Here is a 12,927-nt window from a genome sequence, read left to right on the forward strand (position 1 = left end):
AAAAACCAAATGGCATGTTATTCTTTACCATTCAAAGGTATACACAGCAATTCGATTTATATGAAAAAGACAGAAACCGATTGTTCTTATTCCTAATAAACAGCTTCTTTCGTGAAGGAAATACCTAAGAAAATAAATTAGACGTGTTGCACCATATTTTAGAGAGAAATAACCAATGGAAAAACGCAATAAACTTGTGGGAATTAAAAATAAAAAGTTCCTGAAAAATCAGGAACTTTTTATTTAAAATTTATATTCATTCAAAGGTTTTGGAAACGCTTCTGGATTTGCAGCTAAATGATATCTTGGATCGTCAACATCTTCAATTATTACATTATGAAATTTATCACTAGCCTTATACATTAACACTTTACAATCTTCACTTAAGTGTTTTAATTTAATAGTTTTTCCAGCAGATTGATACTTCTCAACTAAGACAAATAATGCTTCTAATGCAGAATGATCTGAAATTCTACTTTCCACAAAATCGATAAGTACATTATCAGGATCATTTTTTACATCAAACTTTTCATTAAAGGAAGAAATACTCCCAAAGAAAAGAGGTCCCCAAATTTCATAAACTTTGGTACCATCTTCTCTCATTCTTTTGCGAGCTCTAATCATTTTAGCATTCTCCCAAGAGAAAACTAATGCACTTACAATAACACCGGCAATTACGGCTATTGCTAAATCGAAAATAACCGTAAGTGATGAAACTAAAATTAATACGATTAAATCTGCAAGTGGAATTTTATTAGCTATTCTAAAACTACTCCAAGCAAATGTTCCTATAACCACCATGAACATAACGCCTACTAAAGCTGCTATTGGAACTTGTTCAATTAAAGAGGAAGCAAATAGAATAAACATCAATAAGAAAACTGCAGCTGTTATTCCAGAAAGTCTTCCACGTCCACCGCCTTTTATATTAATAATAGATTGACCAATCATAGCACAACCTCCCATTCCACCAAATAAACCAGTAATAATATTAGCTCCTCCTTGAGCTAAACACTCACGGTTTGAGTTTCCTCTAGTTTCAGTAATATCATCAATTAAATTTAATGTCATTAAACTTTCAATTAATCCAATAGCAGCTAAGATTAAGGCATACGGAAAAATAAATGTGAAAGTTTCAAAGTTTAAAGGAATTTTAGTGAATGTTTCTAAAACTGGAACAGGAAAACTACCTTTTAATCCTTCTCCTCCACCTTCTCTAATAAAAGATCCAACTGTAGCCATATCTAATCCACCAAAAATCACAATAGCAGAAACTACTAATATTGCGATTAATGCTTCTGGTAATTTTTTTGTTGCTTTAATTTTTGGTAATCCCCACATAATTAGCATTGTTAATCCAACAAATCCAATCATTAAAAACAATTCTGCTCCTTGTAACCAAATTTTTTCTCCAGAAACTTTCTTGGTAAACATTCCCAATTGAGACAAAAAGATAACAATTGCCAAACCATTTACGAATCCCATCATTACAGGATGTGGAATTAAACGAACAAATTTACCAAGTTTAAACACTCCAGCTAACATTTGTATAACTCCCATTAATATTACCGTTAAAAACAAGTAATACAAACCAAGATTCTCTCCTGCCGCTACCATCGCATTTCCTTCTGCCACTAAATTTACCATTACAACTGCTAGTGCACCTGTTGCTCCAGAAATCATTCCTGGTCTTCCCCCAAAAATCGAAGTAATTAAACCAATCATAAAAGCTGCATATAATCCCACTAAAGGATCAACACCTGCTACAAATGCAAATGCTACAGCTTCTGGAACTAATGCAAGTGCAACTGTAATTCCAGATAAAACATCATTTCTAATATTCCCTACTCGTTTGGTAATAAACTCAGCCATAATTGTTTTCTTAATTTTAAAAGAGCGCAAATATAGATATTATTTCAACGTTAAAGGTTTCTTAAAGTTTAATTTTGCCCTGAGGCATTTTTGTACTACTTTTGAATATTGAAACTATCATGCAAATTGATAGCATAAAATGAGCAGAAAAACACTACTTACTTCTAAAGAAATCGAAATTATTCTGCATCGACTAGCGTGCCAGCTAATCGAAAATCATAACGACTTTTCTAATACTGTTTTGATTGGTTTACAACCAAGAGGCACTTTTTTAGCTGAACGCTTAAAAATGATTTTAGTAAAAGAGTATGGCATTGAAAATCTTAAATTAGGATTATTAGACATTACTTTTTACCGTGATGATTTCAGAAGGAAGAATGAACCTTTAGAAGCTACTCCAACAAAAATTGATTTTTTGATTGAAAATAAGAAAGTCGTCATTATTGATGATGTATTATACTCAGGAAGAAGCGTAAGATCAGCATTAACGGCATTACAAGCTTTTGGAAGACCAATAAGTATTGAATTGTTAGTCTTAATAGATCGTAGATTTAGTAGGCATTTACCTATTCAACCAAATTATCGGGGAAGACAAGTAGATGCTATTAATGAAGAAAAAGTATTAGTAAACTGGAAAGACACACATTCAAAAGACGAAATATACTTAGTACCTAAAAACTCTAAGAAAGAATAATAATGAAGCAGTTAAGTGTAGAACATTTATTAGGAATTAAATATCTAAACAAAAATGATTTAGAGCTAATATTTGAAACCGCAGCTCATTTTAAAGAAGTAATTAATCGACCGATTAAAAAAGTTCCTTCTCTTAGAGATATTACGATAGCTAACTTATTTTTTGAAAACAGTACGCGTACCAAATTATCCTTTGAATTAGCGGAAAAACGTTTATCTGCTGATGTAATCAACTTTTCTGCTGGACAATCTTCTGTCAAAAAAGGAGAAACTCTTATTGACACAGTAAACAATATTTTATCTATGAAAGTTGATATTGTGGTTATGCGTCATGGAAATGTTGGTGCTGGAGTTTTCCTCTCAAAACATGTTGACGCGAAAATTGTAAATGCTGGTGACGGAACGCATGAGCATCCTACTCAAGCCCTTTTAGATAGTTTTTCTATGAGAAATGCTTTAAACTCTAATTTAAAAGGAAAAAAGATTGTTATTGTAGGAGATATTTTACATTCAAGAGTAGCGTTATCAAATATATTTGCCCTTCAATTACAAGGAGCACAAGTAAAAGTTTGCGGACCAACTACTTTGATTCCAAGATTTTTATCGAGTTTAGGTGTTGAGATAGAAACAAACTTAAAAAAAGCTCTTGAATGGTGTGATGTTGCAAATGTATTACGTGTACAGCATGAAAGAATGGATATTAAATACTTCCCTTCCACACGAGAATACACACAACTTTTCGGTATTAATAAAGAAATATTAGATAATCTTGGCAAAGATATTGTTATAATGCATCCAGGACCTATTAACAGAGGTGTTGAATTAACAAGTGATGTAGCAGATAGTAAACAGTCTATCATACTTAATCAAGTAGAAAACGGAGTTGCCGTAAGAATGGCTGTTATTTATTTGTTAGCGCAACAAATAAAAAGATAGTTATTATGAAAATCGAACATAAAGAAGGATATGTATTAATTAGCTCTGAAGAATTTTCTTTCTCAGAATTTTTCACTTTTTTTTCTAATCAACATAAAGATTTAACAAAAAACAACGTTATTATCAACATTTCATCGAATCTTGTTGCAAATGAGGAGGAAATTTCGTTATTTTTGGAATATGCTGATATACATCGAAAAAACGGCACATCTTTTATTGTTGTATATCAAAATGTTGACATGGATAAGTTCCCTGAGATATTTAACATTGTTCCTACATTACAGGAAGCAGAAGACGTGTTAGAAATGGAAAATATTCAAAGAGATTTAGGTTTTTAATGATTAACATCCCCTTAAAATATGATAAAAAAACTACTTTTTATCCTTACTATTATGTGTGCTTCATTGCTTTTTTCACAGGAAAAATCAGTGAATAAATTGGTGGCATCACCAAATCCTTTTTACAATTCAACCACTATAACTTTTAACTCAACTACCCAACAAGAAGTTTTGATTAGTGTTAGAAATATACTTGGAAAGACAGTTTTTACGAAGAAAGTTTCAGCTCATCGTGGAAAAAATGAGCTTCCTTTTAAAAGAAATGATTTAAGTTCAGGCATGTACATCTACGCAATTCAAACCGGAAAAGAAGTAATTTCTAAACGTTTTGTAATTAGATGAGTTTAAAATTAACAGTATTAGGCTGCCATTCAGCCACACCACGAGTAAATGCACATCCCACCTCGCAGTATTTAGATATAAATAACAGACATTTTTTGATTGATTGCGGTGAAGGAACACAGCGTCAAATGCGAAAATATAAAGTAGGATTTTCAAAAATTAATCAGATTTTTATTTCTCATCTACACGGTGATCATTTCTTTGGTTTAATTGGTTTACTTTCAACTTTCGGAATATTAAATCGAGAAAAGGACTTGCATATATATGGCCCCAAGGGTATAAAACAAATTACCGAATTACAACTAAAACTATCAATGTCTCATGTGAAATATAAAATTGTATTTCACGAGTTAACTTCTACTACAAGTGAATTGATTTTTGAAGATGATAAAGTTTCTGTTCATACCATACCTTTGAATCATAGAGTGTATACTAACGGTTATTTATTTAGAGAAAAGCCCAAATCAAGAAATCTACATTTAGACAATATTAAACAATACGATGAAATCGAAATTTGTGATTATCACAATCTTAAAGCTGGTAAAGATTTCATGTTGCGTTCGGGAGAAATAATTGCTAACGAAGAATTAACAATTGCTCCTGAAAACCCTAAAAGTTTTGCATTTTGTAGTGATACAATGTTTAAACCAGATATTATACCTATCATAAAAAATGTTGATATTTTATATCATGAAGCAACTTTCTTAAAAGAATTAGAACATCTTTGTGAAAGGACAAAACATTCTACAGCTGAACAAGCGGCAATTATTGCCAAAGAAGCAGCCGTAGGTAAATTAATTATTGGACATTATTCAAGTAGATATTCCGACATTGAACTCTTCAAAAAAGAAGCTCAAACTGTTTTTCAAAGTGTTGAATTAGCAAGGGTTGGAGGAGTTTTTACTTGTTCTTCAAAAGTACCTGCACACGTTTAATTACTAGTTTTTCTGTTATATTGATTTTGTTAAGAATTCGTTAAACACTGTTAACGGAAGTAACGAAACTCATCTTCCTGTAGTCTTTTATGCATTGAAGAACTACAACAAATAACATAAGAAATGAGGAAAATTTTATTATTACTTGTATTAGCCTTAAGTACAAGTACAATTGCGCAAATGAAAAAAGAAAATCTACCCAAACCAGGGAAAATTTCAGGAAAAATTATAGACAAATTATCGAAAGAACCATTACCATATGTGAATATTATCATTCGCGATACAGCAAAAAAAGTTTTAACAGGTGGTATCACTGATGAAAAAGGGATATTTAACGTTCGTAAAATCCCAGAAGGAAAAAGTATTGTTGAAATACAATTTATAGGATACAAAACTGTAAGCAGAGATATTATAATTGAATCTAAAAATAGAAATATTAAATTAGGCACCATCACACTAGAAGAAGATTCTACAACACTGGAAGAAGTTGAAGTTAGAGCTGAAACATCAACGGTTGTGCAGAAAGTAGATCGTAAAGTAATTAATGTTGGTAAAGATTTAACCTCTGCCGGAGCAACAGCCTCTGAATTATTAAATAATGTTCAATCGGTTAGTGTTGATAGCCAAACTGGAAATATTAGTTTGAGAGGAAACGAAAATGTTCGTGTATTAGTTGATGGAAGACCAACAAATATTCCTGCCGCTCAATTACTAAAACAATTGCCTTCATCTTCGATAAAAAGTGTTGAATTAATTACAAATCCATCTGCTAAATACAACCCAGAAGGAATGAGCGGAATTATTAACATCATTCTAAACAAAAATGCCAATATGGGATTCAATGGTTCAATAAATACTGGTATTGAAACTGGACATTATGTACGTTACAACGCTTCTACAAACATGAACTATAAGACGGGAAAAGTGAACTTCTTCGGTAATTATGGCTTTAATGGTGGTGATCGTTTTAATTTTGGATTTATCAACAGAGATGGAGTAAACTTTCAAGATTTTTTATTCAAGAATGAAAATGAATCTCATTTGTTTAAAATTGGAGCTGATGTATACATTGATGATAGAAATACTTTTTCATTCTATACAACTCAAAACTGGTCGGTTAATAATACAAATGGTAGGGTTTTAGTAAACGATGCTTCAAACACATTAATTAGCAACGCACCTAACAGACAAGATAATAATGGTCATAACCAAACTTACAATGTAAACTTTAAACACGATTTTGACAAGAAAGGTCACAACATTGAATTCGAATCAACTTACTCAGTAAATGATTCTCCACAATTATTAGTGAATAATGATTTATTGAATCCAACAGATAATGAATTAAATTATTTCAATGATATTAATAATGAAAGAGATAACATTTTAATCAATTTAGATTATACGAACCCAATTTCTGAAAAAGGAAAATTAGAATTAGGATTAGAATACCGTGCTGACGGAACTGATAACACAAATGTGACTAACCAAGCTAATTTTAATAATTCCTCGTTTAGCTATGACAGAAAAATCTTTTCTGGATATGTAAATTACGGTCATACATTCGGTAAAGTAACGATGCAATTAGGAGCAAGATTAGAACAATTTAATATTGATGGAATTTTCAACGTAGAAACAATTGAAACAGAAACAGTAACGGATGATATATTTACCATTTATCCATCAGCTTTTTTCACATATAATCCATCTGAAAAGAATCAATTTCAATTAAGTTATAGTAAACGTGTTGATAGACCAAACATTCAACAAGTTAATCCAATCAGAGAATGGAGTACGCCTTTAATTACTTCAGTTGGTAATGAGAACTTATTACCTCAATTTACAAATTCAATTGAAGTAAATTATACAAGAAAAATTAAAGGAGGTTCTATTACAGTAGGAACATTTTACAGAAATATTAATGATGTAATTTCTAGAGTAACTTATAAAGATCCAGCTGATCCATCAAATATTCGTCAGATTTTAACATTTCAAAACTTTGATGACACTGACGCTTATGGAGTTGAGTTATCTTCTAACTACAGAATCGCAAAATGGTGGAGAGCAAATGCAAGCATGGATTTCTATTCTCAGAAGCAATTTGGAATAGCTGACTTATCAAATCCATCGGCACCTAGATTAGAGGTGCAAAATGAAGTGTTTAACGCTAGAATCAGCAACAGTTTTACAGTTTCTGAAAGGTTGAGATTACAATTATTTGCGATGTATCGTGGTTCAGTTGAAGATATTCAATGGAAAGTTGACCCTATGAAAATGGTAAATATAGGAGCTAATTATACCGTATTCGGAGGTAAAGGAAACGTGACATTTAGAGTTAACGATATTTTTAACACTATGCAGTTTCAATTTGCATCAGATAATCCATTCACTCAAAACGGAAAATTTAAGTGGGAAAGTAGAACTGCTTACCTAGGATTTAACTACAGATTTGGTGGTGGTAAGAACAAAGCTAAATCAAGAAGAAGAAGAGACAATAATGAAAAAGAAGAAGGTGGTGGATTCTTTTAATTGAAGGGTAAAAGATTAGTTAAATCACCAAAGAAAAGCCGAAGTATATACTTCGGCTTTTTGTTATTTTATTTTAGTTATTCCTATATTCATAAATCTTCCATTTAAAGTAATTCCAGCATTCAATACGTATCGTATACTGATTTGATCATTAGCATTTAAATTATACATTAAAACACCTGTTCCACCCCACCAGTCTGTTGATGGTAAACTTGTAAATCCTCTTGTTAAGTATCCCATTAATCCTCCATTTCTAAAAGCTCCAATAATATACTTCGTATTTCCTGCTGGCATATTAGATGTAGACAACTCAGCACTAATTAAATAAATTCCTGCTTCTGAAACTCTAATAGTACCATCACTTATAACAGTATATAAATCTGAATCTATGGATTGTACATGAGACCCGTTTATTGGAAAGTTAAAGTATGTATCCGTAGCATTGGGTAATGTGTAACCACCAGTTCTATTTAAAACTATTGTATTTAAAGAACTTGGTTCATTCAAAGGATTCCATTCAGAACCATTAAAATAAAAGAATTTCTTATCATTAGTACTATAGGCAATAATACTTTCTATTGGATTAGTTATTGCTTGAATTTGAGCTGTTGTTCCACTTGGAAAACCAGATACAGGTACACCTGGTAATACCTGTGAGCTTAATGTCAAAGAACCAATTAATAATAAACTTAACAATATTAAATCCTTCATTTTAACTAAATTTCTTAAAGAAGATAAAACTTTTCAATCTTATATCAAAAAAAAGAAGTTTTTTCTTTGGCTTTTTTAGAAGTTATTGTGATCTAATATAATTCCAGCCAACTGTAATAACTGTAATTCAGCATTTTTTGCGACAAACTTTGCATTATTTCTGCTTAACTCAGCATTTATCAGATTAACTTGAGCCTGACGAAAATCAATAGAAGAAATTTGACCAAGTTTAAACCTTTCATTTGATCGTTCAAAATTCAACGTACTAGTTATCACATTTTGTTCCTGAGCTTTTAAAGCAAATAACCTATTTTGATATGTTTCCCAAGCATTATTTACATCTCGATCTAATTGATCTTGTAACTGTGCCTTTCTAATTTCTTGATTCGCTACTGCTATTTTAGCATTTTTCACATTCGTTCTTGTTCTACCTCCATCAAAAAGATTCCAGGTTAAATTAACCCCAGCACTTAAACCAGTTTGTGTATTGCTAATTGGACTAAAAGCATTCGTTGCATCTCCTGTATTTCTATTCCAGGCATAAGAACTTGTTAAACCTACATTTGGCATCCAACCAGCTTGATTAATTTTAACATCTAACTTACTTAACTCAATATTCTTTTTTGATTGTAATAAATTAGCATTTTTATTTCTCGCTTCTTTTGAAATGTCGGCCAAATTCATCTTAAGATCATATAAAACATTTGTATCAACCATTACAGCAGTATTTACATCTCTTCCTAAAACTACATTTAAATCACGCTTCGCATTGTTCAATTGCCTTTGAATATCGATGTAACTTATGCTATCGTTATTAACATCAACTTCTGCATTTAAAACATCAAGTTTGGTTCTTTGTCCATAATCAAAACCATACTTTGCTCTCTCTAATCTCTTTTTTGAAATAGTTAATGCTGCTTTCTGAGTAATTTCATTTTCAGTTAATCTACCAACTTCATAATAAGCTATAAATAAGGTTATAATAGTATTTTCCATTACTTGACGAGCTTGCAATTCAGATAAGTTGTAACTTTCTTTTAAACGCTTAAAGGTATTTTGCCTACTGAAACCATTAAAAATGACATAATTTAAACCGATAGATGCATTGTAATTTTCTGACTCTGCACCGGCTACAGAATTCAAAGTTCCATCTTGAAATTCAATATCTGTATCGTTATTAGTATATCTCGCTCCTACATTTCCCGTAATAGAAGGTAAATAACCACTATTGTATATACTTTTATTATTTTCTGCAATAGCAAGATTATTCTTTATCACTTTTATATCAAAGTTGTTAGCCATGGTTAATTCGAAGGCTTTTTGTTTACTTAAAACTTCTTGTGCATAAAAAGTAGTACTAATCAAAAATACGCTTAGTGTATTTATTATATGTTTTCTCATCATTTTATCTTTTATGCTAATTCTTCGTTTTCTGATTTTAATTCTTTTATTGCTCGTTCCACTTCTTCTCTCTTTGGTTTTACTCCTTCCCATAACCAGAAGAAATATACTTTTGTATAATTAGAAATTGATAATAAAACTGGTAATGTTAACAAGGTTAAGAAAGTCGCAATAACAATACCATAAGCAATAGAAATTGCCATTGGAATTAAAAACTGTGCCTGTCTACTTGTTTCAAAAATTAACGGTGCTAATCCTGCTACTGTGGTCACTGTAGTTAAGAAAATTGCTCTAAATCTTGATCTTCCTGCTTCGAATAAAGCATCTTCATATTTCATTCCTTCTTTTAAGAAACTATTGAATTTACTGATGAGAACTAATCCATCGTTTACCATGATTCCAATAAGTGCTATAATCCCCAAAAGTGAAAGAATGTTTACAGCAAAGCCGTGAATGTAGTGACCCCAAGCTACACCGATTAAACTAAATGGTACCATTACTAATAACATAAAAGGTTGACCATAAGAACGGAATGTAAATACAATTACGATATAAATTAATAATAAGATCACAGGACCAACTAATGTAGCAGAATCAGAAACCTTTGAAGCTTCTCTATTTTGTCCTTCATACAAAGCCGTAACAGATGGATATTTAGCTTTAATTTGCGGCATTATTCTCTCTTTAATATCAGTAAGAACATCTGTCGCACTAGCCTGAGCATCCTTCATATCGGCATCTACTTTAATTTCTCTTTGCCCCTCTAAATGATTTATTGATATTTCACCTCTTTCAATTTCATAAGTAGCAATCTCGTTAAGTGGAACTCTCGCCCCTGTTAAAGTTACAATTCGCATATCGTCTAAATTCTTAATTGAAGATCTTTCATTTCGTTCATACCGAACCCAAACTTTAATTTCATCCTGTCCACGTTGAAAACGTTGTGCTTGCCTTCCAAAGAAACCACTGCGAATTTGAGACATTACATCATTTAAGGTCAAACCTAATAAATACGCATTGTCTTTTAACTTTATGTTTATTTCTTTAATTCCTTGCGGATCATTGTCAACAACATCCTTTAATTCTTGATTCTTATTGAGCTCCTCTTTCAATTCGGACTTTGCAGCCTTTAATTCCTGAATATTGTTACTCAATAAAGAGACAGAAACAGGACTTCCTCCAAAATTTCCACCCGAACCAAACGATAATGACTCAACTCCATATACCTCTCCTACTCGATCTCTAATTTCATTTGTAATCTCTCTAGAACCGAAAGTTCTTTCCTCTCCTGGTAATAAATTGATTCGCAAAGAAGCTCGGGAAGAACCTGGACCAATTTGCTTCAAAACATTTTCAACAACAGGTTCTCCTTCAACTGCATATTTCTTAGTAAATTCTTTTTCTACTTCCCAAACTTTATCTTCAACTACTGAAATGATACTGTCTGTAATTTTCTCACTTGTCCCTTGTGGCATTGTTAAATTTACGGAAACACGATCACTGGCGATTGAAGGGAAGAAAGTTCCTTTAATAATACCTCCTTCAAATGCTCCCATGGTAATCATCAATAAAGAAACTGGAATTACCAATCCGAAAAATTTAAATTCTAATACGAATTTAAGTGCTGGTGCATAAATTTTATCTCTCATAAAATTCATTACTTTTTCAGCATATTTATTGAATTTATATAGTTTTTGATTTCTATCTAACGATTTAGAATGTGCAACGTGAGCAGGTAAAATAATTAATGCTTCTACCAAAGATAAAATTAATGTTAATGCAACCACTGTTGCTACTTCGCCAAAAAACTCTCCAATATCTCCATCTAAAAAGAAGAATACTGAAAATGCTAAAACGGTGGTAGTTATTGCAGAAATAATAGGTGGTACTACTTCCATGGTTCCATCAATAGCCGCCTGAATTGGATTTTTTCCTTTTTCAAAATGATGATATATATTCTCAGAAATTACAATACCATCATCTACTAAAATTCCAATTACGATAATCATTCCGAATAATGACAATACGTTGATTGTGATATTAAAATATCCAGCCAACATAAACATTCCGAAAAAAGCTACAGGTAAACCAGCTGCCACCCAAAATGCTAATCGAGGACGCAAAAAAAGTGATAAAAATAACATTACCAACAACATTCCTTGCCAAGCATTTTTAAATAATAATTTTGTACGCTGATTTAAAGTAATTGAAGAGTCACGTGTAATTTCAATCTTTATATTTTGATGTTCCTCATTAAACTTCTCGATATATTCATTAATTTTTTCAGCAGTGCTTAATAAGTCCTCACTATTTGTATTACTTACTTGAACACGAACCGCTAAATTACCATTGTAGTAATTTCTATTGGGTGTTTCGTTCCATATATCTCTTACAGTAGCTACATCTTTTAATCTAATAATTCTTCCAGAAGCATCTGCTCTTACCACCAAGTTATCTAACTCGTCTCCATAATATGACCTATTATTAGCTCGGATTAAATATTCTTCAGCATCTGTTTTTACCGATCCACCTGTTGTAAGAATATTTGCTGATGACACTGCATTTGCTACCTGATTAAATGTTAAATTATAGGCTAATAAATCATTCTCTCGAACTGCTATTTCAATTTCTTCATCTGGATATCCCGAAATAGATATCTGTGAAATTCCATCGAGTCTTCGAATATCACTTTCAATGTCTCTCGCTATAGATTTTAAAGATTTTAAAGGAACTTGATTCCCTGTCACAACAAAACTAATAGTTTCAGCGATATTCTCTCTTTTTGCAACAACCGGTGGTTCCATTCCCGTTGGGAAATTAGGAACTTTATCTACTGCATTTTTGACATCGGCTAAAACAACGTTAATATCATACTCTTTTAACGTTTCTACAGTAATACTAGCTGCATTTTCAGAGGAGGTAGAAGTAACTCTATCAACACCAACTAATCCTTTTAAATTATCTTCAATCTTTAACACAACTCCTTCCTCTATTTCCTGAGGAGATGCTCCGGGATACACTACATTAATTGTTATAAACTTAGCTCTTGTTAATGGAAAGAAAGAAGATTTCAGTGTTGAATATCCAAAATAACCTAAAATTCCGAATGCAAGAATAATTATGTTTACTGCAACCGGATATTTTATGAAATATGCTATTATTTTTTTCAT

At 31.6% G+C, this 12,927-nt stretch carries 10 protein-coding genes; 6 read left to right on the forward strand and 4 right to left on the reverse strand.

What is annotated here, in order from left to right:
- Positions 1–243: 243 nt before the first annotated feature.
- On the reverse strand, positions 244–1,872 hold the full coding sequence (locus tag BTO06_RS09250; RefSeq protein ID WP_100925032.1) for a SulP family inorganic anion transporter: 1,629 nt from the start codon (positions 1,870–1,872) through the stop codon (positions 244–246).
- Positions 1,873–2,011: 139 nt separating this feature from the next.
- On the opposite strand from BTO06_RS09250, the gene pyrR reads away from it, so the two are divergent.
- The 6 genes from pyrR to BTO06_RS09280 all read left to right on the forward strand — a co-directional run bounded on the left by pyrR (position 2,012) and on the right by BTO06_RS09280 (position 7,645).
- A complete protein-coding gene (pyrR, locus tag BTO06_RS09255) occupies positions 2,012–2,566 on the forward strand; it encodes a bifunctional pyr operon transcriptional regulator/uracil phosphoribosyltransferase PyrR (protein ID WP_100925033.1) in 555 nt (184 codons plus the stop codon).
- 2 nt (positions 2,567–2,568) lie between these two features.
- Positions 2,569–3,501 (forward strand): aspartate carbamoyltransferase catalytic subunit, encoded by a 933-nt coding sequence (locus BTO06_RS09260; protein WP_100925034.1) that lies wholly within the window; start codon positions 2,569–2,571, stop codon positions 3,499–3,501.
- A gap of 5 nt (positions 3,502–3,506) precedes the next feature.
- Positions 3,507–3,839 carry a hypothetical protein gene (locus BTO06_RS09265; protein WP_100925035.1) on the forward strand — a complete coding sequence of 111 codons (333 nt, stop codon included), beginning with the start codon at positions 3,507–3,509 and terminating at the stop codon, positions 3,837–3,839.
- A gap of 21 nt (positions 3,840–3,860) precedes the next feature.
- Positions 3,861–4,181, forward strand: a complete 321-nt coding sequence (locus BTO06_RS09270) for a T9SS type A sorting domain-containing protein (protein ID WP_100925036.1) — start codon at positions 3,861–3,863, stop codon at positions 4,179–4,181.
- The gene (locus tag BTO06_RS09275; protein WP_100925037.1) at positions 4,178–5,116 is read left to right on the forward strand and encodes a ribonuclease Z; all 939 of its coding nucleotides are present in this window, start codon (positions 4,178–4,180) and stop codon (positions 5,114–5,116) included. The genes BTO06_RS09270 and BTO06_RS09275 overlap by 4 nt, the downstream gene beginning before the upstream one ends.
- Positions 5,117–5,239: 123 nt before the next feature.
- A complete protein-coding gene (locus tag BTO06_RS09280) occupies positions 5,240–7,645 on the forward strand; it encodes a TonB-dependent receptor domain-containing protein (RefSeq protein ID WP_100925038.1) in 2,406 nt (801 codons plus the stop codon).
- 63 nt (positions 7,646–7,708) lie between these two features.
- Here BTO06_RS09280 and BTO06_RS09285 read toward each other — a convergent pair whose 3' ends face one another.
- From BTO06_RS09285 to BTO06_RS09295, 3 genes are all read right to left on the reverse strand, one after another.
- A complete protein-coding gene (locus BTO06_RS09285) occupies positions 7,709–8,356 on the reverse strand; it encodes a hypothetical protein (protein WP_100925039.1) in 648 nt (215 codons plus the stop codon).
- Between the two features lie 75 nt (positions 8,357–8,431).
- A complete protein-coding gene (locus BTO06_RS09290; RefSeq protein ID WP_232731436.1) occupies positions 8,432–9,850 on the reverse strand; it encodes a TolC family protein in 1,419 nt (472 codons plus the stop codon).
- Complete coding sequence (locus BTO06_RS09295; RefSeq protein WP_100925040.1) at positions 9,769–12,927, reverse strand: efflux RND transporter permease subunit; 3,159 nt, start codon at positions 12,925–12,927, stop codon at positions 9,769–9,771. Before BTO06_RS09295 ends, BTO06_RS09290 begins: the two co-directional genes overlap by 82 nt.

It is taken from the genome of Tenacibaculum sp. SZ-18, assembly GCF_002813915.1.
Classification (GTDB): domain Bacteria; phylum Bacteroidota; class Bacteroidia; order Flavobacteriales; family Flavobacteriaceae; genus Polaribacter.